Source organism: Fredinandcohnia quinoae (assembly GCF_022427965.1).
Classification (GTDB): Bacteria; Bacillota; Bacilli; order Bacillales; family Bacillaceae_L; genus Ferdinandcohnia; species Ferdinandcohnia quinoae.
Genome location: NZ_JAKTTI010000007.1, coordinates 84,653 through 111,020 on the forward strand (window position 1 = coordinate 84,653; position 26,368 = coordinate 111,020).

Below are 26,368 nucleotides of genomic sequence, written 5' to 3' on the forward strand. Positions count from 1 at the left end.
TCAATAAGCCTTTTGCAGTATTTCAACAAAATATTCCAATTTGTCAATGACGTTTGTCACATTTACTCATAATTTCCATATATTTCAGTGTTATAGATTACCAATTCCTGAAAAGTATCATCAACACTGTAAATCATCAAAAAATTTGCGTAAAATTACGCTCGTATAACTTTCACTTTAAAAGATAGTACTCAAGTATTTTTAGTTCCTTTTGACTATCCCTCTAGCATTTCATACACTACTTCTCTATCGGCACTTGAATCATAATAATCGTTCCATTACCAATACTTGAATCAATTGTCAAATGTCCTTCTAATAATTCAACCCTTTCACGCATTCCAATCAGACCGAACGAGTTGTCCTTTTTCTCCCGAATGTCAAAGCCCTTACCATTATCTTTTACGACGACGATGACATGACTTCTAGTAATCTCGAGTTTTACTTTGATTTCTTTCGCTTCTGCATGCTTCAGTGCATTTTGAACTGCCTCTTGAATCATTCGGAATAGGGCTGTCTCAAATTTTGTAGGAATTCTTTTATCTGAACCAATATATATAAATGAAATTTTAGTGTCACTATTATACTCTTCAATTGTTGATAAATATTTTTTAAGTGTCGGAATTAAACCAAGATCATCCAATGCCATTGGCCTTAGGTCATAAATAATCCGTCGCACCTCATACAACGCCGATCGGACCATTTTTCTTAGGTCTTTAATTTCTTTAAAACCATCCTCATTTCCTTTTTCACGAAATACTTTATCAATCAGCTGTGACCGAAGCATAACATTTGCAAGCATTTGTGCGGGCCCATCATGAATTTCACGGGATAGCTTTCGTCTCTCTTCCTCTTGTGCTTCAATAATCTTCAGACCAAATTCCTGCTTCTGCTGTGCATCCTCAAGCAATGCGCCCATCTGACGAAGATCACTATTCAAATAATTTAATACGACAGAAATTTGACCGACTAGATGTTCGGCACGTTCAATCGTTTCAGTTAATCCAAGTAAACGCCTTTCTAACTCATCACGACGATCACGTAATTGCTTCTCCTTTTGACGGAACACACTTAATTCCATTTGAATCGCATGTGCCTTCTCATAAGCATCACGAATTTCATCTTCTGAATAACTTTTAAAATGACTGCTTACTTCAGATAATCTTTTCCTTGCGAAACGCATATGAATATCCAGCTTGTCCCCTTCATCAATTACATGTTTTACCTTCACTTTAATATCTTTGAGTTCTTCAGATAGAGATTCATATTCTTGTCGCGACTGTTCTCCGATATGAAAAATTTCACTCTTACTATGATTAACGGTTTTCACCATTTTTTCTAATATTTTATCCAACATTTTCGTATCAAGTTTTTTGGTGGTCATCCTCCCACCTCCATTTATATGAATTACCTTTTATTAAATCTATTATAATACATAAACTAATGATTGATTGCTGAAATTTGTCGTTTTATAATAAAAGATGGGCAAATTTACTTAAAAACTAATACCATCTACTAAAAAATGCTTATATTTCCCCATACGAAGGAGGTTTATAAGTCAATGCTTACTCAATATTATACCGTAAAAGGCTACGGGGAGCATGAAATAAATATTCAGAAGTCACGTTTCATTGCATATATTAGTCGTGCAACGACGGAAGAAGAAGCCCAGGACTTTATTCAAAAAATAAAAAAGCAAAACTGGAATGCAACCCATAACTGTTCCGCTTATTTAATTGGTGAAACTGATCACATCCAAAAAGCAAACGATGATGGTGAGCCAAGTGGCACAGCTGGTGTTCCAATACTTGAAGTACTAAAGAAAAAACACCTTAAAGATACAGTAGTTGTCATAACTAGGTACTTCGGAGGAATAAAATTAGGAGCAGGAGGACTTATCCGAGCATATGGAAAGGCTACCTCGGAAGGATTACTAGGTACCGGAATTGTACAAAGAAAACTTATGCGGGTTATGCATACTAAGCTTGACTATACCTGGCTTGGCAAAGTAGAAAATGAATTAAGGTCATCAATTTACAACATAAAAGATATTCATTTCCTTGAAGATGTTGAAATTGAGACATATGTAGAAGAAGAACAAAAACAGGCATTTGCCGACTGGATGATTGAACTTACAAACGGTAAATCCGAAATTTCTGTTGGTATTGTTAAATATTTAGAAGAAGATATATAATAAAACTATCTTATTTGAGGAGAAATCAGATGGCCAAAAAAATTGATAGGGTTCAATTGAAGAAAAGAAATCGAAGAAAAAGACTAATAAAATTTATTTTAGTTCCAATCTTAATTGTACTTCTTGGTGTCGGAGCTTATGGTGCATATTTAGTAAATAAAGCATCAAATGCTGCAGCAAATTCCAATACAGAACTTGACCGGGGTATTAAGTCTGAAAAGAGGGTTGCTCCTGTTGATCCAAAGCATGATAATATTTCAATTCTCATTATGGGAGTCGATGATAGTGAGAAACGTAAAAGTGAATATGGAGATTCAGTACGAACAGATGCATTAATTCTCGCTACATTAAATGAGAAGCAAAAATCTGTCCATATGGTTAGTATCCCACGTGATTCTCTTGTTTACGACCCAATGCGTGACAGAAATGACAAAATCAATCATGCACATGCCTTTAACGGTGTTGATGGAACAATTGCAACTGTAGAAGAGTTATTCGATGTACCGGTTGACTATTTTATGAAATTGAACTTTGATGCTTTTATTGAAGTCGTTGAAGCACTTGATGGAATTGAAGTGGAAGTACCGGTAACATTTTCAGAACAAAATAGTAAAGATAAGAAAAATGCCATTCATCTTGAAAAAGGTTTACAAAAGCTTAACGGTGAAGAAGCACTTGCTTTAGCACGTACTAGGAAAATTGATAGTGATATTGAACGAGGAAAAAGACAACAATTAGTTGTTAAAGCGATCATTGATAAAGCCATTTCAGTTGGTTCTATCACAAAATATGGTGAGGTAATTGATGCTTTAGGTAATAACATTTCAACAAATATGAAATTCGGTGAAATGGTTTCCTTATATGACTATGCAGCCTCAGGGAAAAAGCTTCAAATTGAATCACATGTACTTGAAGGTGAAGATTTATGGACAGATCACGGTTACTACTATGAAGTAAATGAAGAAAAGTTAGAAGAACTTTCAGAAGTTCTAAAAGAACATCTCGCATTATCCGAAACAACCGAACGGGATGATGAACTAAAAGAATAAGCATATGAATGTAAAAAAGACAACCGTATATGGTTGTCTTTTTTCAATCTTACTTGGTCATAAAAACCCTCCAACAAAATTTTGGAGGGTTAAACTTATTTCATTCTAATTCCTTGAAGCATATTTAGTATTGGTCGATACTCTTTTCCAACTAGACCAATCTTTTCAACAATTATTTCAATTGCTAAGAGAAGTGCAAGTACAACAATAAATGATACCCACATCGTTGCCATTGAAAAGATAACAGCAACTAGTCCAAACATTGCACTCATTCCGTAAATCATTAATACTGTCTTACGGTGGCTATAACCTAAGTTCAATAAGCAATGATGCAAATGAGATTTATCAGGTGCAGAGATCGATTGCTTATTGACAATTCGACGAATAATTGCGAATAACGTATCGGAAATTGGAACACCTAAAATGATGATCGGTACAATAAATGAAATGACCGTAACGTTTTTAAATCCTAAGAGTGATAATACCGAAATCATGTAGCCTAGGAAAAGGGCACCAGAATCCCCCATAAAGATTTTTGCAGGGTAAAAATTATATAGTAAGAATCCTAATGTGCTTCCAAGAAGTATTAAACCGATACTCATTACAAATATATCACCCTTGAAAATTGCCATTCCCGAAATCGTAATAAGTGAGATTGAGGATACTCCAGCTGCCAATCCATCAAGGCCATCAATTAGATTAATCGCATTCGTAATACCGACAATCCAAATAATTGTGATTGGAATACTTAAATATCCGAAATTCAACTCGCCACCAAACGGAAGGGTGATATATTCAACCTGAATTCCACCATAAATGACAACAATACCTGCTGCTACCAATTGTCCTAGTAGCTTAAGCTTTGGTGATAGCTCAATAATATCGTCCAATACCCCAGTAATAATTACGATAAGACCACCTAGAAGAATTGCGAATACATTATAGTCGTCTGATACTGGTCGTAATATTAAATATCCAACTAAAAAACTAAAGTATATTGCTAAACCACCTAATCGTGGCATCACTTTTTGATGTACTTTCCTGCTATTAGGTTGATCGGTTGCACCTATTTTAATTGCTAATTTTTTTATTAGTGGTGTAATTAGAATAGAGGTCACGAAACATAGAAACAAGGTTAAATAAACCATGCAGACCCTCCTTGCTATTATCTTATCCAATTTTAGTGCATTTTTTTCATAAATTAACGTATTTTCATTTAGTTGCTTGTAAATAGTATGGGTAAATCCACAATCTGCATTATATCATAACAAACAACTCTCTGAAACCATTATTTCTTTTACACATATATTACGATATTTATAGATTACCTACCCACAATCTATCAGCCATAATATGGGCCTGTATACATATTAGACGAATTTATTCGAAAAAAGTTACAAATCGTTCTCATTTTGCACTAAATATTGACATTTAACTACTTTTTTCTGCATGATATAATAGATGTACTTTAATGAAGGAGCGTATTGAACGTATGCTATCAATTTTGAAAAAAACATTTGGCGATACAAATGAACGCCGTATCAATAAATACCGAAAAATTGTCGATCAAATTAATCTTTTGGAAGAACAATTCGAAAAACTAACAGACGAACAACTAAAGGAAAAAACAAATCACTTCAAAGATTTATTAGCTAACGGGGCGACTGTAGATGATATTAAAGTTGAAGCTTTTGCAGTTGTTCGTGAAGCATCGAAACGGGTGTTAGGACTTCGTCATCATGATGTACAATTAATTGGCGGAATGGTACTTACAGAGGGTAATATTGCGGAAATGCCTACTGGAGAAGGGAAAACACTCGTTGCCTCTCTACCAACATATTTAAGGGCATTAGAAGGAAAAGGCGTCCATGTAATCACTGTCAATGATTACTTAGCTAGTCGTGACTTCAACTTAATAGGACAAATCCATAAATTTTTAGGCCTAACAGTTGGGCTAAATATCCCGATGATTTCACCGGAAGACAAGAAACAAGCATACAATGCCGATATTACATACGGTATTGGGACAGAATTTGGTTTTGATTATTTACGTGATAATATGGCTATCGATTCATCTGATCGTGTGCAGCGCCCTTATCACTTTGCGATAATCGATGAAGTGGACAGTGTATTAATCGATGAGGCAAAGACACCACTCATAATTGCAGGAAAAATGGGAGCAAACCCAGATTTACACTTCATTGCTGCTCGTCTTGCGAAACGTTTTAAGCGAGACGAAGACTATACTTTTGATGAGGAGTCAAAAGCAACAAATCTAACTGAAGAAGGAATCTCCAAGGTTGAAAAGGCTTTTGGAGTTGATAACCTTTATGAGCTTGAGCATCAAACATTATTCCACTATGTGATTCAAGCGCTACGCGCACATGTTATTTTCGAGCGAGATGTGGATTATATTGTTAGTGATGGAAAAATCGCGCTCGTTGACATGTTTACCGGTCGAATAATGGAAGGACGTTCTCTTAGTGATGGTCTGCATCAAGCAATTGAAGCGAAGGAAAAATTAACAATTACCGATGAAAATAAAACACAGGCAAGCATTACAATCCAAAACTATTTTAGAATGTATCCTAACCTTTCTGGTATGACTGGTACTGCTAAGACAGAGGAAAAGGAATTCCAACAAGTATATGGCATGGATGTTATCAAAATTCCAACGAATAGGCCTGTCATTCGACAAGATAGAGAAGACCAAGTTTATTTAACAAAGGAACAAAAGTATAACACCGTTTTACAAGAAGTGAAAAAATGTCATGAAACAGGACAGCCTGTGCTAATTGGAACAACTTCCATTTTACAATCAGAGACAGTGGCAGAGTATTTATCAAAGGAAAATTTAGAGTTTGAAATTTTGAATGCAAAAAGTGTGGAACAAGAAGTTGAGCTAATCTCAAGAGCTGGACAACGTGGGCATATTACAATTGCCACGAACATGGCTGGACGTGGAACTGATATCCTTCTTGGTGAAGGTGTTGCTGAGCTTGGAGGTCTCCACGTGATTGGGACTGAAAAGCATGAAAGTCGCCGTGTTGATAACCAGTTAAAAGGTCGTGCCGGAAGACAAGGTGATCCTGGTTCTTCTCAATTTATTATTTCCTTGGAAGATGATATGTTCCGAAGGTTTGCTTTTGAAGAACTCGAAAAAATGACACCAAATTTGAAGACGGATGAAAATGGGTTAGTACAGGGTAAAAAAATTCATGAATTTGTAGACAAGGTTCAATTAATCGTTGAGGGCATCAATTTTTCAATCCGAGAATACAATTTAAAGCTTGATGATGTTGTCAATGAACAGCGTAACGTCGTCTATACAATTCGTAATAAAGTACTTTCAAATGACAATCCAGTTACAATTATTCTTCCTTATATTAGGCAAACATGTCAGACACTTATTGATGAATATTGTAATGAAGAATTAGGTGTAGAGGACTGGGATCTTGACCAGTTGAAAAATGAGTTAGCAAAAATTATTATCAAAGTTGAGATTGATTTTCCAAGTGGATTTGAAGATAAAAGTGATATAGTAGACATCGTCTTTAAAGCTTGTAAGGAATACGAAGATTTTATCGAATCATATCGTGATGACACTTCACTTCAGAATTTTTTAAGGTATGCTCTCATTAGTCTTATTGACGTCAAATGGATGAAACACCTTGAAGATATGACTCGTCTAAAAGAGGGAATTGGGCTACGGCAATACCAGCAAGAAGACCCGATGCGTCTATATCAAAATGACGGACTTGAGCTTTTTACAATGATGTTTGCACAATTTCAAAAAGAAGCTTGTCTTCAACTTGCGAAAATCTTACATGATATGACAGAGAATGGACAGCAGTAAAGTGAAGCTTTAAAGAGTGGGGGGTATTAATCATCCCCCATTTACTTTTGTACTGACGAAGGAGGAAATTTAATGCTTTCATTTTTGAAGAAAAATAAAAAAGAAGAGCTAAAGAATAAAGGCCAGGAAAGTAGCATTTCATCAGAAACCTTACTAAATGAAACAAGTGAGGCTAAGGAGAATACGGAAGTAGAAACAAGCCTATCCCTTCACCCAAATTGGAATCTACCGTCTGAACAAGGTTATGTGTACCGATTTTTAAATAATGAATTGGACCCATTAAAGCCAAATCAAATTTCCCTATCTGGAATCGAAATTAATGAAGAAGACGGCAACTTAATCGTTTCAGCATTTTTACGAAATAGTTTATCTAAGTCTATCACATTAGGTAATACTCCATTATTATTAAGTGGCCCAAACGGTGAAATACTTGCAAGAAGAGAGTTTGACTTAACAGAATTAGGTGAGATCCCTGCAGAAAGCAGCAGACCATGGCATTTTGTTTTCGAACCTTCATTTGTATTATCATCTGAAATACCTTCAGAAGGCTGGAATCTTGCATTTGAATTGAAACCAAAGCATTCACTGCAATTAGATGAAAATTGGGAAAAAGGACTATCAGATGAAGCTAAGCAATCACTCCAAGAAATGGTCGATAAATTAGGAGCACCAAAGCAAGGCGAAGTAAACTTTATGGGATTACAAATCCAACAAAGTGAAGAAGCTGACCTTCATGTAACAGTCCTCATTCGAAACGGTACGGATAAAAATATTCAAATTCAGCATTTACCGCTACAAATTGAAGATGCAACTGGAGAAATCATCGTAGAAGGCGGCTTTGCCCTCGACAATTTTGAAATTGTCGCAAATACAAGCAAGCCATGGACATTCATATTTCCAAAAGACCTTATCAAAAAAGAAAATCCAGACCTCAGCAAATGGCGTGCAATACCTGTCCAATAACCAGTTAAAAGAATACAGGCCAAACTCATATCAAAGGAGTTTGGCCTGTTTTTTTATGCTTATTTTGTTAGACAGCGATATAGGAAGTAGCTGTATTGAGCACGTGTAATCGGTTCACCTGGTCGATAGGTGTTGTCTGCATAGCCCACAGTAATTTTTTCAGTATATAGGGCTGAGATTGCATCGTAGGCAAAACTACTCTTACTTACATCTTTATAGACGACTTTACCATTTCCTTTTAATTTGAATGCTTTTTGTAAAATTACAGCCATTTCTGCACGAGTTAATTTAGCATTCGGGTCAAAGGTAGTTCCTTTATTTTTACCATTCATAATACCTGCATTACTTACTGCCGCAATTTCATTATAGAAACGATATGTCTTTGGAACGTCTTTATACGAAACATTCTTCACAGTCTCAGTATTAAGGTTTAATGCTTTTGAAATCAAAATTGCTGCATCTACACGCCTTAATTCTGCACCTGGTCTAAAATCACCAGTTCCGTAGCCGGAGATTATATTATTTTCTGATAAATATTTGATTTCTTTAAATCCAGGATATGAACTTGGTACGTCAGTATAAATTGGTTCAATATATGATGCACTGTAAACAGCCTGTAATTTATCAAAATAGAGAGTACCTTTTCCTTGCTTGCTTGCACTCGGCTCAACAACATAAACCTGTTTAACTTGAATAGGAAGAGCAATATCACTTGGAAGTGTTGCTTTTGCATATTTCCAGCCTACCCAATCAAGTCCACCTTCTTCAGTGAAGTCGATTGTATGTTCCTTACCATTTCCATCTGTTACAAGACCGCGAAGCCAGTGTCCATTTCCATCACCATATGTCCAAATTCCAATGTGATCCGGCTTATCCGAGAAAGTGATTGGCTTCTTAGGCACTAGATATGCAGCAGCTGTTCCCGAATCACCATTAGAAAAGTCATAGCTTAATTTTGCTGCACCTGTTCCTTGCATCTTCGGTTCAGATGAAGATGCTTTAACTAAGCTAGCAGTAGCACGAGCTGTCTCCACTGACCATCCATCTACTGTATCAAAACTTTCTACAATAACATTATCTGCACCAATTTGAACTGGTATTTTAACACTTAAATTACCATATGTTGCGGTAATCGTTCCAGATCCATTTTTACTACTTGCTTGGAACTTTCCATCCTTTGTAATGGTTCCAAGACTGCTTGGCACATTCCATTTCAAACTTGAGGCATTTATAATAACTTCATCTCCACTTGCATCATAGCCTTTAACTGATAATTGCTGTGAAGCTGATTTTGCGATGTTAATCGTTGCAGGACTAACACTCAGTTTTGAAATTTTATCAACCACCGTTATTGGTAAAGAGGCTGTTGCATTTCCTGATTTTACAACAATATTTCCTGTCCCAGCTTTTGAAGCTGTGAAAGTTTTTCCATTCATATTTCCAATCGTCGAGCTAGCTGAATATGCTAGTTTGCTAGAATCAACTGTTAATGTATTATAGTATTGGTCTAAAATATATTTCACATTCACATCAACAGATGCTCCAATTGCTATTTTTCCTTTTTGGGCAAACTGTGCTGAGATTGTTTTAGGCTCACCTATTGGAGCTGTACTAATTGCTTGTAAGGTAGTCGAAACAGCTCTTTCTCTTCCATCTGATGGCTTATTTAGTAATGTAGCTTGTTGGTTTCCATATTTACGCCCAACCATCGCTGTCGACCCACCACCATCAAGGTTAAGTGCTTGATATGCACCCATTTTTACTAAATACTCAGCAAACTCTTTTAAATTCATCCCTTTGCTGTAACCCTCTTGTCTACCGTCAACCGTCACAAAAAATACTTTTGTTAATGTCTTGTCTACAGCAACTGCTGTTCTTGGAGCACGTTCTTTAGCACGTGATGAGTTTGGGTCAATCCCCAATTTTACTTGTCCATTACTTACTAAAACCGGACCGCTTGCAACCATGAATTTAGAATTTTTCCATTTTGCATCAATATCTAATGAAATACTAACTTGATCACCAGTTTGCATTCCTTTTAAAATATCAATGCTAGTTCCATGAGCTGATAAAACCAATCCATCCTCTGGGATTGCTGCTGCTTCCCCATATGGTTTAACTTCACTAACAGTTCCGGTAACAACATCTCCAAATGCTAAATTCTTATTTTTTGATGCATTCGTAATAACAACTTCCATACCGAATTTATTTGAATTCGTATTTTTCCCATACTCTGGTGTATATAAAATCAAATCATCGTAATTTCGGATTTTATTCATACTAGTAATTTTCGAAGTTACCCCATTATGTACGAGGGAAAGATTTAAATCATAGGAATCAATTAATGCTTTTCCATCAGCAGTAACTCCAAATGCAACTGGTTTATTAACATACTGATCAAAACCTGAAGAAATAACACCAGCATTTACTAATTGATTATTATAGGAAAGTAGATACATAGGAAACTTGCTACTCATATCAAAAAATGAACCATTAATAGCCCCAACAACCTGATGTCCTTCCTTGCTATCACGGATAGCTTGTTTGGAAGTAGTTGCTAACGAATTAAGTGGACTCGGTAGCCCTAAGTCCAATTGAGTGTAAGGATCTTGTAGATTAATCTCCATCACACGAAGTGCTTGGTTATAAGAATTAATCTTCGTATTTGTCTCACTATATTTAACCCCAGTCGAAACCTGGAATTGACTTCCTTGAGCGGAAACCTTATTAGTTGGCTTCATAAATAAGCCCATTTGAATAATTAATGTTGCGACTACCACGATCGATAGTATTTTCCTTTTTTCTGCCAAAACTTCTCCTCCTATATCTAGTATGATTTGTTCTATGAAAATGGTTATATACTATTTTTATCATAGTTTAGTAGTTTTTGTCGAACAAATTGGGAAATTTTATAAAATTTTTCGTCAAAAAAATGACTACCCTTTTAAAGGGTAGTCATTATAACCAATTATTTCATCGATTGGTTGCCAATCAATTTCTTTGGCTTTACACTCCATAACGATTGGAATGCAATTTGTCTCATTATTTTTAAAAAAGGAATTAGGTAGTGGCTTATCACTTACTACCATGATAAACTAGAAAATTATTCTTGTAAATGTTTTTTATTCCTATATTGCTAATTTCGTTTAACATTTTTTCGAAATGAATATAAAGATTGGTTACCTTTTCCAATTGATATCAAAAGTAAACCTTTCCCTATTTTCCTCGTAAGAATTTATATAGATCTTCATACATTTTTTTATAGTCTTCTCTTGGTGATGTTGCTAGACGATGAACCATTTCTGTTCCTTGATACATAATGATAGATTTATCCTCAGCACCATATAAACGACCAACTTCGAGATAATTTCTTAGATTTTGAAATACAAGCTCAATATCAAGGGTTGAATCCTCAATTTCGATATTAATACCTGTACCATTAATCAACGCATTCAAATACCCTTTGTGGAGAAGGCGTTTTGTTTCAAATTCATTATGTATAGCTTTATGTGCATTCATTTGTAAATATGCACCATCCAAGCCATATGAATCCCATTTTTCAAGATTAGTAGATCTGGAATGTGGTGAGTATATAAATTTCTTTCCTGTATTTTGTACAGCATATGCTGTTGAATTTACTAATTGTTCATCCTCTTTACTAATAACTGTTTCATTTAACCAATAAAAGCCTTCAAATTGAATATGCTCAAATTTTTTATTCTGAAACTCGTTATTTACTTCGCTAATATACCATTTTATCATTTGAAAACGATTAAAAGAATCTGCTACAAACCCGTTACCATTTAAGTCCTCGATAACCCCCTCATCCTTTGGATAAGGGATTGCTACATATACTTTTACCTTATCTACATTCTGAACTTGTGCAACTGCCTTATTCAAATTAGAAATAGCGCCATTTTCACTAAATGTTCTATCAATATACCATTTCCAGTCTTTGTAGTTTGCCATATTTTGTTTTGTTTCCGGAAACTCTCCGTCTGGATATTTACGACCTAAGATAATAAAAGTATCAAACATTGTATCTACATAACTACCATCTTTTTCAAAGGCTACATATGGCTTGAAAAATTCAGGCGTAAATCTATCTGTCGATCCATATTTCGCATCAATTTCATACCCATTATAAATCAATGCCCCTGCTTTAATATTCGACTCTTCAGGACTAATAAAAGAATTAGGATATGAAATTAAGTGATTGCTAGCAGGTCTAATTGATGTCCCAGGGTTTGATACCGCATATTCAATTGCTTCATCTCTGGAACTAAATTGAGTGACTTTATTACCAGATTCCATGATTTCAAATTGATGTGGTTCATTATAAACTCTAGCTAGAAACATCGAAAATTGTGCCCGATTTACTGCTTCCTTTGGTCTAAAGGTACCATCTGAATAACCAGTAGTAATTTTACTTGCAGCTAGCTTAGATATATAAGTATAAAAAGGGCTGCTTACAGGTACATCTGAAAACTTGTATTGGTCAGCACTATTTAACTCATACGCAATGACTAGACATTTTGCCATTTCCTCTCTTGTTAATGGTTCATTCGGATAAAAGTAAGTAGTTCCTGATAACAACCCTTCCTCTACTGCAGCAACAACTTCCTTATATCCGATTTCATTAGGTTTTAAATCTGCAAATTTTATTTCTGTTCGATTTTCAAGGTCCAAGCCAAGTGCATAACTCATCATGATTGCTGCTTGCTTTCTCGTAATTGTTTCAGTTGGTCGAAATTTACCATCTGCAAATCCGTTAATAACACCTTGATCTGTTAGAAACATAATTTGTTTATATGCCCAATGATTCTCAGACACATCCGAAAACTCTGAAGTAGCATTTGCCTGTTGTGGCGTTCCGATAATCATAAATAATAGAATGATAGCCGTGATGTAAACTATAAATCTCTTCATTACAACCTCCATTAATATATGTATTATATTTATTTCAGCTAATTGGAAAGCTAACCCAGTTTCTATCTTACCACTTAAACCAACATTGAAAAAGGAATTTCGACATTTTTTTTCAAATCAAAAGACAGGCCCCATTTTCCACTTGGATGGAAAAAGGAACCTGTCTTTTATTTCACAACGATATGCAAGTCGTCTGCAATTACATTACCTAACACCGCTACTTCAAAATGTTCATCAATAGGACTACCTGGTGTATATGTTACTTCATATACACCCTCCTCAATCTCAGTAAAGTTTTTAAAATAAGTATCCTCATCTAAAGTAAAGAAATCATCTTCAGACTCGATGCTGAATAAATCTGCAGTCATTTCAGGAACCGGGAAACCACGGCGATCATTTAACGTAAACTTTAGAGTTGCAGTATTATCACCATTATCGATACTTTCAATCGTACTAGTTTCTGATGATGGTAAAATATCATTCATAACTGCTCGATATAGAAATAACGCAAAATCTCCTCGATTCACAGTTCCAGTTGGGTTAAATTCTCCCTTCCCATTCCCAACAGTTATACCATGCTGGTAAAGGATCTCCACATCATCCACAAGACTACGGGAAACTTTATTGAGGTCCTTCAGATCTACTTCAACGCCTTCAATCGGTTGAAGGTCAAATGCTCGCACAATCGTAGCCGCCATTTGTTCCCTCGTTAAATTATCCGTTAACCCGAAGGAATTATTAACCTTTCCTACAAAAACACCCGCATCCTTCATCGCAGCAACGGCCTCGAGATAGCGCTCATTTTTCACATCCGAAAAAGCATTCAAATCTGTCGGTGCATCAAACATTCCAGTGTTATAGAACATTAGTGCAGCTTGACCTCGAGTTAAGATTTCACCTGGACGATATGTCCCATCTCCATATCCATTAATAACACCAAACTCCTGGAGGGTCCAGATTGCTGCAAATTTTTCAAACGAAAGTGTTTCAATATCTGTGAATGGAACTTCGTAGTCCCCCTCTTCATCAAGATCTGGGACTGCAGGTAACTCCGTTTCTCCAGCAGGAGGGGTTACCACCGTTTCTGTCCCATCACTAGGATTAGTTGTGGTTTCCTCAGTAGGAGGCGTTACATTTGTATCTATTCCATCACTTGGGTTAGTTGAAGGAACATCGGTCGATGGTGTTCCTGTCGCGGTAGAAGAATCCCCCGTTGTCGGTGTCGCTTCCGTACCACTTGTTGTTGCCTCGGTTGATTGTGTGACTTCTGTGCCCTGACCAGTTTCAATTGTTTCCGCAGATGCCTTACCCGTATTTGCAAAGGTAGCTGGTGTTAATGCAATAGAGGTAACTAGCATTGAGCCCACCATTACTCTAACAGTTGCGTTTTTAAGATTAGGGAACTTTTGAGCAACATACTTTTTGATACTTCTATTCAAATCTTCTTGATTGCCATCACCTGATGATCCCATTTCCTTTGCAAACTCAGCTAAACCAGGATCTAAGTAGACAACAATAATATTTTCAGTACCTTCTTTTTTCAACTCATGTCTTAAAATCTTGTGCATCATTATCACCCCACACTTATGATTTCAATTATAAGTTGTCCTATTGAATCAGTAATTATGTGACATAAAAAAACTCGCCAATTTTGACGAGTTTTTTATAATTCCTTCACTTGTTGTTTGAGTTCTTCTAAGTATTGATCGATGTTTTCTTTCGTGACATAACTTCCGAAATCGTCTGGAAGTGTATCATCCTCTACGTTGCTTATTCGATGGGCAATCCATGTGCCGACATGCGGATAAAAATGGTGGCCATCGAAATAATTATTCGTAAGATCATTAGAGACAGTATTGATATCCATAAAATTATAGACACTTCCATACACATCTACAACGTCACGCAACCATTTTTCATAATCCGGAAAACGACCGGAATCAACTAATGCCTTAAATAATTCTGTTGAAATCGGTGTTGTGTATATAATGAATTCTGAGTTTGGATTAGCTTGCTTGACCTCCATGAGAATATCCTTATAGTTCTCATTGTATATGTACGTGTCACCGTAGAACTCTTCTTTAAATTTTGCAATTTTTCCTTCGGTTTGTTTTTCAGCCACATCTGGATCCATTTTATTAACGGTTGCAACATTATTACGGTCATAATCTCTCAAACCTAGTGTTCCATCTTTATAAGAAGCCTTGAAATTTCCCCATGAATACTCAAGAACTTGAAAACTTAATAGTTTTTTATATCGATATAAGGGTTCCTTCATTGTATCCATGTAACTATATAATGTAATTTTGTCTTTGCTTTGAGCAACACTTGACTTAAAAAAGTCAAGTCCAATAATAATTGCCTTCATATCCTTGCCACGTTCTTGTTTTGCAAGGTCAACATAGCTTTTATATTCTTGAACAGACATATTACTAACGGCAAAATTATATACATCATACCCTGAAAAATCATGTTGGTTAATATACGTGGAACGACTACTGCCTAATAAGACGGTATCATGCTCAAATGGTTGAAAAGCGATATGATTTGCCTTTTGCTGCCTTTCATTAAATGCTAGCTGAACATCATTAAACTCACTCGAAGATCCACCAAACCAAAGTGGATCAATAAAATAATTAAAAGAATAAATTGGAGCAATGAACAAAAAACATATTAATAATGTTTTGATTACCCATGATTTATTAGACATTTGATTGAATCCACCTTAAAAGTTAAAGTATAAAAACTCACTAACCTTGTGTAAATTAAAAACAGAATAAAGAAATAAATATGATACAAATACAATATTAATCCAAGTTGGCTTGTACCGGTCCCTTAATTCAAGCGAATTACGTGCAAACACACAGATTAAGAAGAATACTAGCAGGTAACATGTAATGGTTAATGTACTTTCGGGTAACTTCGTTTGAATAAGTGTAAACTTATAGCTTACAATATTGGCAAATGTCAGTGAGTCCGCTAATCCAAATCCATTCAACCCAAGCATACCTTTGTACACTTTCATTGCATCTGAAAATGAAGTTGCACGGAATAATACCCATGTCGCATTAATAAAGTTGAAGGTTATGAACCATGCAAGAATACGATTCATCTTATATCCATTTGTATTCCAAAACCGGTAAATAACCGAAGCCAAACCATGCAGTATACCCCAAAGAACAAATGTCCAACCCGCTCCATGCCAGATTCCACTAACAAAAAACACAATCAAAATATTAACATATGTAAGTACGATTCCTTTTCGATTACCACCAAGCGGAATATAAATATATCTCGTTAAGAAGTTCGAAAGGGTGATATGCCATCTTCTCCAAAAATCTTGAATATTTAATGCCTTATAAGGAGAATTAAAGTTCATTGGAAGAGCGATATTAAATAGTAACCCAATTCCAATTGCCATGTCTGAGTATCCACTAAAATCAAAATACAATTGGAATGTATAAGATAATGCAGTCGCCCATGCATCAAAGAAATGCAATACAGGAACTTGGTCAAATCCTCTTACAGCCCATGCTGAAAATTGGTCGGCTATCGCTACCTTTTTAAACAAACCAATTGCAAATACGAATAATCCTAATGCAATATTTTTAAAATGGATTGTTCGCTTAGTAGCATCATCGAATTGCGACATGATTTGTTTGTGATGAACAATTGGTCCTGCAATTAATTGTGGGAAAAAGGTAACAAACAATGAATAGTTTAAAAAATTGTACTCGTTCGTTTCCATCCGATAGGAATCTACTAAATAAGCAATTTGTTGAAACGTATAAAAGCTGATTGCTAATGGTAAAGCCAGATGAAATAAGTGAAAATGTGTTGATAGAACGGTATTTACGTTTGCTATTAAAAAGTCGGTATACTTAAAATATCCTAATAGTCCCACATTGAATAGGATTCCAGCCGTTAATATCAATTTTCTTGTACTAGTCTTGAATTTTTTGCCTACTAACGTCCCAACACAGTAGTTAACGACTAATGATGAAATGATTAGGGGCAAATAGCTTGGATTCCACCAACCATAAAAAAAGAGCGAACTGCCTAATAGCCAAATCTTTGAGACAGTATAATTTAACTTATTTAATATAAAATATACGATAAAAACAACTGGTAGGAATAAAAATATAAATTCAAATGAGTTAAAAAGCACCCGGAAATCTCCCCCAAATTACGACAATAAATGCACTCAACATAATACTATAAAATCATTTGTTTATCAATTCATTTCCTGAAAAACCAATAATAGAGACACCTAACATAATAAAGAGAACCCCTGCTATTTTTGGAAATGTCAGTGGTTCATGAAAGATAAAGTAAGCACCAAAAACCGCCAATATATAGCCCATCGATTGAACAGGGTATGCCACACTTAACGGAACCCTTGTCAAAATAAATAACCATATAATCGTGGCTACTCCATAGAGGAATAGCCCACCAAGAATATATGGGGATAAAAGCATTTTTATAATCGATGCAATCGATTGAAAGCTATCTTCCTTATTAGTCATACCAAATTTCCAAAGAAATTGCCCCGCCACCAATATGAATGAATTAATTAGCAACAATATAAAGTTGAATTGTGTCATCATCATTCTCCCTGTGATAAATCTCGTCGTAAATCCTCTACTTCTTTTGATAAAAATGCTAGTTCTTGAACAAGGCTTTTCATCTTTTCATCCTGCTTTGAAATCACAATTGTATAGTAAATTAATAATGACAGAATAATAAAGAACGCTGTCATGAAAATTAAAGTTGGCATGTAGGATACACCTAACACATTTGCAAGACCATTAAACCATGGTAACGCAATGCCAACAATTAATGCCCCCAGTGCAAATAATATCCACATGAACGCCTGCTGGTCATGAAGCCTATTTTTCGATGTTAAATAAAGTACCTGTGCTAAGAATAGCAGGGCTGCAACAATGGCAATCATTTGAACTTGATTCATACGATCTCCCCTTAAAATACTGAGCGAATAATCGAGAAGAAGGTTACCTTCGTCATGTAATAAATAGATTTAAATGGGGTAATTGATGACTTCCCACCTTGCCTTGCATTCATATCTACCTTCACTTCTTTAATGATGTACTTCTTACTCGCCAATCTTACAAGAACCTCTACCTCTGGAAAATCGATTGGATAGTAGGTTGCAAATTCTTTGATAATTTTTGCATTCACGATCCGATAGCCAGATGTCGGATCCATCACCTTAATACCTGCAATCATTCGTAACATATAATAAAAATAATAGATCCCAAACCGTCTCATAAAACTTCCTTTATAGGCCGTTTTCTCAATAAATCTCGACCCGATCACCATATCACTTTTAGACCTTTTCATTTCACTCACTAGTTTCTCCAAGTCCCTGGGATCGTGCTGTCCATCTGCATCAAGTTGAATGGCATAATCATAGCCATGTCGTAATGCATACTTATAGCCAGTCTGCATAGCTCCGCCAATACCTAAATTCACCGTCAAACTTACATGGTTAAGATTATTTTTTTTAAGAATCTCACTTGTACGATCATTCGACCCATCATTAACAATCAAATAATCATATGTACATGAATAAAGTAAAGAAGTAACTGTATTATAGATAGTTTCTTCTTCATTATATGCCGGAATAATAATCAGTACCTTATCAGCCATAATGAAGCCCCTTTTAATTGGATATAATAGTTGAATAGTTAAAGTATCCCCAAACTTTCAAGAATTTAACATAATGGGGTAAAAGATGGGTAGGTCGTCTATATGGAACAATCCACTATAAAAAAACCATTTGTCTATATTTTCCTATTTCTAATGACAGAATTCTTTTTAATCATGTATATCTTTTTAAGTAACCAGCAGTGGTTTACGATTACAGCTGACGGGAAGTTGTATTTAAATCTTGCTGAAAATTTTGTAGAGGGTCATGGGTTAATCAATACGATTCGAAAAGAGGATATTATTGTTCCACCTCTATTTGCCCTATTTCTAGCACCTTTTGTATTACTTTTTAAAAGTGAAGCTCCTTATTTTATTTTTCAATACATTCTCTATGGATTAAACTCTCTTCTTTTATTCGTTATTTCAATCAAACTCTTTAAATCTAAGGCAATTGGAGTATTGACAACATTCATGTACGCAGTTCACCCTGTTATTTTATTAAATGGTCCCCAATTTTTACTCACTGAGACAATCTTTATTACGTTCATCTTAATCGTATGCTATCTATCAATTTTATGGTTGAAACAAGATTCATCTAACTATTTTTATTACTTAATGATAATACTGTCATTAAGTCTACTTTTCAGACCACATCTTATGTATGTTTTCGGAATTGTACTCGTTTATCATATTTGGCTTGTAGTAAAAAAGAAGTTGAAGATTATCACAGCAGCAGCTTATTTGATTCCTCTTTTATTTTTGCTACTAAATGGGTTGCACAATCAATGGCTCCACGGGGAATTTGTATTATTGGAGAACTATAGTGGACAAAATTTATATTTGGCAAATAATCCAAACACTTCAGTAGAGTTTTACGCTTCCACTCGGATTGATCGCTTTGTTGGTCCCGAATATGAAACGTATAAGGACTACCCGCTCTCAGAGAAAAGTAAACTCTTAAAAGAAAAAGCAATCGATTATATGATACATAACCCGATTGAAACCATTAAACGATTAATTCTCAAGTCACTGTTATTTTTTAAAGGAATTTCTGTTTTAGATTGGATTCTTTTATTTGTTAGCGTAGTGGGGTGGATTCTTGCGTTTATTTTTGATCGAGAGAACCGGCATATTCATCTATTCTTACTTCTATTCATCGCTGGATTTGCCGGTCTAACATCTGCAGGATTATTAGTGGGTGGACAACGCTACCGCACACCGATCATCCCAGTCTATCTTTTGTATGGAGGATTTTGCTTACTTGGAGCACGCTTACTTTCCAAGCAGCGGCAGTAAAAAGTACGAGGGACAAATCCCTCGTACCATTAGTTTGCAACATATGGATTTGTATTATTTTTTTGTTCTGCCTCGTTGTCATATCCATCTTGATCAAAGTCTTCTTTGTTATCACTAATGCCGTTTCCGTTCGTATCTTTGTTTAATGGATTGAGGTCTTTTGGAGCATAATTGCTTATTTCGTATATTGAGTTGAAAGAGCGAGTGCTATCATGATAGAGAATTTCAAAGTAATCTGTTAAACCATCCCCATCACTGTCAATTTTTAATGGATTTGTGTTAAAAATTTTCACTTCCATAAAGTCTGTCACACCGTCTCCATCCGTATCAGGATTATATGGATCTGTACCAAGTTGAAGCTCCTCATCATCTGGTAAGCCGTCCCCATCACTATCATCAATAGGTGGTTGTGGAGTTGCTAGAAATAACTTGATTACGCTTTTCATGTACGATTTAACTAGATTATCACTGTCTTTTTCTGCAACAGTATGGTTTGAAACATATACTGTTCCCCAATCGAAGGAAAAACTATGCTCTTGTTTTTTATCAATTGCATCATCACCTAAATCATATGATTCGTCTAATATAGCTACTTCAATTCCATTGATAATGATTTTTTGAATTAATTTCACTACTGTCTTTGCAGATTCCTTCACAATCTCTAATTGGTTTTGTGCGCCCGCTTCGATTGATCCTTGTTCACCTGAAGATTCTTGTCCTTTTGCGGTCACACTTTGGGACTGTTTTAATGTTGCATCCCCTGTTGTTTCAGTTGACTGACTTTCTTCAAGAGTCACATCTGATTTTTGGGATTGACTGTTTTTGTTACCCTCTTGTGTTGTCTTTAGGTTTGCTGATTGATTTTGTTCTGCTGTTGGAATCTCACTACCAGTGCTAATCGATTGATTTTGCTCTGTTTTAATATTTGTAGATTGATCGTGAATTTGTTGTGATTGACTAGAATCAACAGAAACCTTTTGTCCCTGATTCGAATCTAGATGATCTGCACCAGTTACAGTTTGGTTTTGTGTAGCATCTACCTCAGTTGTTTGGGATTGGGAATTACTTGATTGGTCCTGTGAAACTTCATTTTCATCATGTTGACCCTGTTTGATTTCATCAGCAGTACCGTCAGTAATAATTGATTGGCCTTGTTCTACTGTTGTATCTGTATCTTGCTGTAGTCCTGAATCCGCTGCAAGGGCAGTAACACTACCAAATAGTAAAAATTGTAATGTAAATATCGTTATGACGAGCTTTTTAATCAATAAGTTCACCCTCCAAGAATAATTTTAAAACGAATAAATTAGTTCTTATTAAAGAACGAACCTATCAAAAAATAAATACTCTCTATTTGAGTACATCGCTAGGTTCGTCCATTTTTTCTTAAACCCGATTAGTTAGCAACTTGGTTTTGAACAATTGTAGAGCTTGAGCTTTGGCTTTGACTATTCCCAGACCCACTTGAGCTTTGCTTTTGTTTTGTACGTGTTTTACCAGATTGATTTTGTTTATTATTATTTCCTTCTGATGTTTGATTTTGTACCGTTACATTGCTTGCATCTTGATTTTGCTTAATATTAGTGCCCTCTGCAGCACTTGTTTGTTCTGTGTAGTTATCTGATTCTTGATTTTGTTCATTACCATTTCCATACGCATCTTGATAAGATTCAGTTTGATTCTGTGAATTTTGTTTTTGATCGATCAACACACCTTCTGCTGCTGCAGCTTGATTTGTGTCGTTAGATGAAGTACTTTCTTGAGAGTTGTTATTGCCTTCTGCATCTTGGTATTGATCTGTATAATTATCGGACTTTTGCTTCTGGTCAATTAATCCACCTATAGCTGCAGCGGCTTGATCAGTATCATTAGTCGCTGTTTGATCCTGGTAATTTTTATTACCATCTGCAATTTGGCCCATCCATGATGCATTTTCAGATTTTTGTTTTTGATCAATTCCAATTCCTACCGCGCCAGAACTTTGGTCTGTGCTATTATCTAAGCCCTGATATTGATCATTCTTATTTCCATTTGCAGTTTGCTCTACATCTGTATAATTGTCTGACACTTGTTTCTGATCAATGCCAACTCCAACTGCACCGGATTCTTGATTTGTCTCATTCACTACTACTTCAATTTGGGAGTTCTGATTACCAGTAGCCTCTTGATAGGACTCCGTATAGTTGTCTGATTTTTGTTTTTGATCAATTAGTTCACCAAGAGCTCCAGCATTTTGATCAGTTGTGTTATAAGCAAGATTGTCTTGAGAATTTTTATTACCATCCGCAATTTGTGCACCAATTGTTACATCCGTAGATTGTTGCTTCTGATTAATTTCATTACCTTCTGCTCCAGCATTTTGACTCGTTGCGTTATCTGAATCTTGGTATTGAGAGTTTTTATTTCCAAGGGCAATTTGATCTAACTCAGTATGAGTGTCTGATTTTTGCTTTTGATCGATTAATGAACCATCCGCTTCAGCATTTTGTTCTGTATCATTATTCGAGAATTGGTCTTGTGCATTTCCGTTACCTGATGCATATTGATTATTCCATTTATCATTTACTGATTTTTGGGTTTGATCAATTCCAATTCCGATTGCTCCAGCATTCTGGTCTGTATCATTATTGGACTCACCATATTGACTATTTTGATTTCCATCTGCTTCTTGATACAATTCAGTATAATTATCAGACTTTTGTTTTTGTCCAATTAAAGCACCAATCACATCTGCGTTCTGAACTATTTCATTAGTAGAAAATTGATCTTGTGTATTTCGGTTGCCAAAACTTAATTGATCAGCCCAAGTTGTGTCCTTTGATCTCTGATCCTGAGATACAAACAATCCCATAGCTCCAGAGTTTTGTGTTGAGCTATTTGATAATCCTTGATTTTGTACTGTTCGTTTTCCATCAGCTAATTGAGAGACGCCTGAAAGATTTTTTGATTTTGTAAACTGGCTGCTTAAAAATAAGTCCTTCGCAATTTGATTCACGATCGCACTATCATGAACTCCTTGGTTTTGTACGTTCTTCTTACCTGTAGAGATTTGTTCAAAGATTTTGTCATGCTTCCCTGTTACAACTTGTGAAACTCCACTACTACTAGCACTAGCAACTACTCCACCGAAAAATAGTGAAGACACAATAAAACCAGTACTTAAAACATTAATAATCCCTTTGCTTCTTTTCTTCTTCTTCATCCTACTACCTCCTGTATATATATGTAATCTATTACGTAATCTAGTATAAAAGATTAAAAATATAAAGAAAACTTCCATTTTCAGTCGAAATTCACTATAAAGAACACTTTTACGTTCTTTATCACGGATTATCTCATTCTATCTTTTATTTTCGTTTTTTATTAAGAACAATATAATAGTAGGATGTGGTGTTTATAGTATGGTAGTATCCATAAATTAGGGGACTCGGCCGGATTATTGCTGAAACCCGCCGGATTATTCCGAATTCCCGCCGGAAAAAAGCAAGAATCGGCCGGATTCATACCGGAATCCGCCGGATTAATACAAATATACATAAAGAAACCCTTTAAGGATATCCTATCCTTAAAGGGTTTAACTATTAATTAGCGTGAAATTGTAATGTTACCAGAAACTGATAGTTTATTTCCTTTTACATCTTTAATATCAAGTGTATTTAAAGCCTCTAAAGAAAGACCTTTAATTAATTGATCAGCAGTTACTGTGCTTGGAAGAGTAATATTAATTGTATTAACTCCAGCTCCAGATGTTGCTAAACCAGAATCCTTTTTAAATGCGATAGCAGGAGTAGCTACATCAGTGTCATGATCATAGGTATATGCTTCAGTACCTACTAAAACAGCGAAGTCATCTGTGCTGTTTGCAGTTTGTAGTACGTTCTCTGAGAATGTTAACTTAACTGTTGTAAGATCAGACTGAAGTTGAGCAGTCACAGTTGGAGCTACGTTCTCATTAAGATTTACTACTTTCGTTACAGTAGTCATTGCAACTGTTGAACCAGCAGCTTTCACATTTTGTACTGTTACATTACGAACTCCAGAGAAAGTATTTGAGTTAGCTCTTAATTTTAATGTTACTTTTGTTAAGTCAGTAGAACTTACTGTTGCAGAATCAACGATTGCGCCACCTACAATATAGTTAGATGTTTCAGTTGCTGTAGCAGCATCTACATTTTTGTCGAATGTCACAACGATTTCATCATTATTATTTACGTTTTGAACAATTGCATTGCTTGCAGCAAGTGCAATTACATCTGTGTTAACAGGAGCTCCATCTATACCACGTGTAAATGTAGCTTTTCCAGTTGTGATCGCTACTCCAGCTTCACTTGTTACATTTGCAAATGCTACGTCTACAGAATAATTAGCTCCCTCAACATCTATACCGCCTAATAGAGTGTCAAGTTTTACACGAACCACTTTTTTATTGGCTGTATCTTTGTAATTAATCGTTTGTGCAGAAATGTCACCATCAACAACTGGTGTTGTAACATGATCTTTCACGTGATTTCCACCAGTTACATCTACAGTTGCACTTGAAAGATTAACATTTTTATCAAATGTGAATTCAAGGTATTCTGCTTTGTCAGTTGCATCAGCAACTACAGAAGTTGATACAAGTTGTGGTGCTGCAGTATCTTTAACAAATTTAACTACTCGATTTGTAGTTTCTCCTACTTCACCAGAAAAATCAGCAAAGTTTGAAATGGACACTACTTTATCTCCATCAAGTACTGAACCTGCAGTTACTGTAACTTTTGTTGCATCTTCAGAGTCGATAACAACATCAGAAGCAGATATTGCTTGGCTATCGATCGCAACTGTTGGTTTTACTACAACAGCTTCCGAGAATTTAATTTCAAAAGTTGTTGCTCCTGTTTGTGTAACTGATGAAACAGTCGGAGCTACGCCATCTTTGGCTCCTTTTTGGAACGTTACTTGAGCTGGGTTTGGATTTAAAAGATTTCCAGCCATGTCAGCTGCACCAATAATTGTTGCAGTAATATCTTTTGATTCTGGAACATCTGCATCACTTAAGTCAAGAAGAACCGCTTTACCACCATCAACTAGTGTTCCTTGTCCTGTAATGTCTGATACTACAGTTCCATCAGCTAGTTTGAATGAAATAGAACCTGCATTTGTCATTGGCTCAGAGAATTTAACTTTAACCTGTGTAGCAGTTACTGCCTCTGTACCAATGATTGAAGGAGCTTTTACATCTTTATCTATTGAGATAATTTTGCTGTACTTCTCAACCTTTTCACCTAAAGAAGTAGTTACTTTATCAATCACTACATCATAGCGTTTTTCAAAAAGTTGTGTTGATGTTACTGTTAGAACTTTTCCATCTTTGCTTAGTTCACCAGTTAACGTACCATCTGTTACTGAATCAATTGAACGAATTGAAAGTACTCCTGCTTTAAACGCACCAGAAACACCATCTATAAACAATGATTTAGCATCTACAGCCGTGTTGAAAGTTACTTGTACTTGAGTAGCATTGATTGAACTTACTGTTGAAACTGTTGAGCTTTGTACTTCAGCTCCACTAGCTTTGTGTAAGAAAATTGCAAAGTCACCACGTTTTGCTGGTTGGTCAACACCGAATTCAGTTGCAGACACACCATTTGTAATTCCATTACTTACAAGTGCTTTTACTGCATCTACATAACGAGGATTAACGTCTTTGAAGTTAAGTTCACCAGAACCTTTAAGATCAAAACCTTTTTGAATCCAGATTGCTAATTCACCACGAGTAATTTGGCTATCTGCATCAAATTGAGTAGGTGTTTTACCACTAGTGATTCCAGCAGCTTTAATCGCATTAACATATTTTACAGCACGTGATGGAACATCTTTGAATCCTGATGCTGGAGCAGCGTTAACGTCAAGCCCTAATACTTTTGCAACCATAACTGCTGCGTCCACACGTTTGATATTTAGATCAGTACCAAATTTAGTATCTGAGAAACCTTCAATACCTTTTGTTCCTAAAAAGTTTACTGCATCATTGTATTTTGGAGCTACATCTGAAAATCCTGCAGCAGATGCGAATGGTGCTACTACTGCTGCTACCATCGTTGCTGTTGCAGCTGAAGCGATAAATTTAGAATATGATTTTGATTTATATGACATGAATTATTTCCTCCTGTTGTGTATATGAATTTTATTAATTAACATAATTGGATACTTGCAATCTTCTACTCTTTTTTTGTAAGGTGATTGCCTGACCACGAGATTTATTGTAACAGGTCTATATGCCTATTTCATTGTTATATATTGGTTAATTAATAAATTGATAGAGTCCTTTTTTAGTATATATATAGAAGAGATTCGCTCAAAAAGGTGAAATTTCACAAAGGACTCAAATGATACCAAATAATTAAACTAGTATTCTACTACTAAAATAGTAAT

The 26,368-nt window shown here is 35.5% G+C and carries 19 protein-coding genes; 5 read left to right on the forward strand and 14 right to left on the reverse strand.

The annotated features are described in order from the left end of the window. Positions 1–238 precede the first annotated feature (238 nt). Positions 239–1,381: a sensor histidine kinase gene (locus tag MJG50_RS07080; RefSeq protein ID WP_240254045.1), complete on the reverse strand. Its 1,143-nt coding sequence runs from the start codon at positions 1,379–1,381 to the stop codon at positions 239–241. Between the two features lie 177 nt (positions 1,382–1,558). On the opposite strand from MJG50_RS07080, the gene MJG50_RS07085 reads away from it, so the two are divergent. Further along, the gene (locus MJG50_RS07085) at positions 1,559–2,191 is read left to right on the forward strand and encodes a YigZ family protein (RefSeq protein WP_240254047.1); all 633 of its coding nucleotides are present in this window, start codon (positions 1,559–1,561) and stop codon (positions 2,189–2,191) included. Between the two features lie 29 nt (positions 2,192–2,220). Beyond that, a complete protein-coding gene (locus MJG50_RS07090; protein WP_240254049.1) occupies positions 2,221–3,240 on the forward strand; it encodes an LCP family protein in 1,020 nt (339 codons plus the stop codon). A gap of 95 nt (positions 3,241–3,335) precedes the next feature. On the opposite strand, the gene MJG50_RS07095 is transcribed toward MJG50_RS07090, so the two are convergent. Beyond that, a complete protein-coding gene (locus MJG50_RS07095; RefSeq protein ID WP_240254054.1) occupies positions 3,336–4,388 on the reverse strand; it encodes a glycosyltransferase family 4 protein in 1,053 nt (350 codons plus the stop codon). Between the two features lie 344 nt (positions 4,389–4,732). On the opposite strand from MJG50_RS07095, the gene secA2 reads away from it, so the two are divergent. Both secA2 and MJG50_RS07105 read left to right on the forward strand, forming a co-directional pair. Then, positions 4,733–7,096: an accessory Sec system translocase SecA2 gene (gene secA2 / locus MJG50_RS07100; protein ID WP_240254118.1), complete on the forward strand. Its 2,364-nt coding sequence runs from the start codon at positions 4,733–4,735 to the stop codon at positions 7,094–7,096. A gap of 72 nt (positions 7,097–7,168) precedes the next feature. After that, positions 7,169–8,059, forward strand: coding sequence for an accessory Sec system S-layer assembly protein (locus MJG50_RS07105; RefSeq protein ID WP_240254056.1), 891 nt, complete (start codon positions 7,169–7,171; stop codon positions 8,057–8,059). 59 nt (positions 8,060–8,118) lie between these two features. Here the strand turns inward: MJG50_RS07105 and MJG50_RS07110 are convergent, their stop codons facing one another. The 9 genes from MJG50_RS07110 to MJG50_RS07150 form a co-directional block, all read right to left on the reverse strand. Then, positions 8,119–10,869 (reverse strand): phosphodiester glycosidase family protein, encoded by a 2,751-nt coding sequence (locus MJG50_RS07110; protein ID WP_240254058.1) that lies wholly within the window; start codon positions 10,867–10,869, stop codon positions 8,119–8,121. A gap of 126 nt (positions 10,870–10,995) precedes the next feature. After that, positions 10,996–11,148, reverse strand: a complete 153-nt coding sequence (locus tag MJG50_RS07115; RefSeq protein WP_240254060.1) for a hypothetical protein — start codon at positions 11,146–11,148, stop codon at positions 10,996–10,998. 127 nt (positions 11,149–11,275) lie between these two features. Next, positions 11,276–12,988: a DUF4855 domain-containing protein gene (locus MJG50_RS07120; RefSeq protein ID WP_240254062.1), complete on the reverse strand. Its 1,713-nt coding sequence runs from the start codon at positions 12,986–12,988 to the stop codon at positions 11,276–11,278. A 167-nt stretch (positions 12,989–13,155) separates the two neighbouring features. Beyond that, a complete protein-coding gene (locus MJG50_RS07125; protein WP_240254064.1) occupies positions 13,156–14,556 on the reverse strand; it encodes an S-layer homology domain-containing protein in 1,401 nt (466 codons plus the stop codon). Positions 14,557–14,651: 95 nt separating this feature from the next. Continuing rightward, a complete protein-coding gene (locus tag MJG50_RS07130) occupies positions 14,652–15,698 on the reverse strand; it encodes a hypothetical protein (protein ID WP_240254065.1) in 1,047 nt (348 codons plus the stop codon). 15 nt (positions 15,699–15,713) lie between these two features. Further along, complete coding sequence (locus MJG50_RS07135) at positions 15,714–17,156, reverse strand: MBOAT family O-acyltransferase (RefSeq protein WP_240254067.1); 1,443 nt, start codon at positions 17,154–17,156, stop codon at positions 15,714–15,716. Positions 17,157–17,211: 55 nt separating this feature from the next. Then, positions 17,212–17,598 (reverse strand): EamA family transporter, encoded by a 387-nt coding sequence (locus tag MJG50_RS07140; protein ID WP_490374913.1) that lies wholly within the window; start codon positions 17,596–17,598, stop codon positions 17,212–17,214. After that, entirely contained in the window at positions 17,595–17,957 is a 363-nt protein-coding gene (locus MJG50_RS07145) for a DUF2304 domain-containing protein (RefSeq protein ID WP_240254069.1), read from the reverse strand. Before MJG50_RS07145 ends, MJG50_RS07140 begins: the two co-directional genes overlap by 4 nt. An 11-nt stretch (positions 17,958–17,968) precedes the next feature. After that, the gene (locus MJG50_RS07150; RefSeq protein WP_240254070.1) at positions 17,969–18,658 is read right to left on the reverse strand and encodes a glycosyltransferase family 2 protein; all 690 of its coding nucleotides are present in this window, start codon (positions 18,656–18,658) and stop codon (positions 17,969–17,971) included. Between the two features lie 102 nt (positions 18,659–18,760). Here MJG50_RS07150 and MJG50_RS07155 point away from each other — a divergent pair, with 102 nt between their 5' ends. Then, positions 18,761–19,954 carry a glycosyltransferase family 39 protein gene (locus MJG50_RS07155; protein ID WP_240254072.1) on the forward strand — a complete coding sequence of 398 codons (1,194 nt, stop codon included), beginning with the start codon at positions 18,761–18,763 and terminating at the stop codon, positions 19,952–19,954. A 29-nt stretch (positions 19,955–19,983) separates the two neighbouring features. Here MJG50_RS07155 and MJG50_RS07160 read toward each other — a convergent pair whose 3' ends face one another. From MJG50_RS07160 to MJG50_RS07170, 3 genes are all read right to left on the reverse strand, one after another. Further along, positions 19,984–21,222, reverse strand: a complete 1,239-nt coding sequence (locus MJG50_RS07160; protein WP_240254074.1) for a thrombospondin type 3 repeat-containing protein — start codon at positions 21,220–21,222, stop codon at positions 19,984–19,986. A 128-nt stretch (positions 21,223–21,350) separates the two neighbouring features. Then, positions 21,351–23,156, reverse strand: coding sequence for a hypothetical protein (locus MJG50_RS07165; RefSeq protein ID WP_240254076.1), 1,806 nt, complete (start codon positions 23,154–23,156; stop codon positions 21,351–21,353). Positions 23,157–23,539: 383 nt separating this feature from the next. Continuing rightward, complete coding sequence (locus MJG50_RS07170; protein ID WP_240254077.1) at positions 23,540–26,089, reverse strand: S-layer homology domain-containing protein; 2,550 nt, start codon at positions 26,087–26,089, stop codon at positions 23,540–23,542. Between the last annotated feature and the right edge of the window lie 279 nt (positions 26,090–26,368).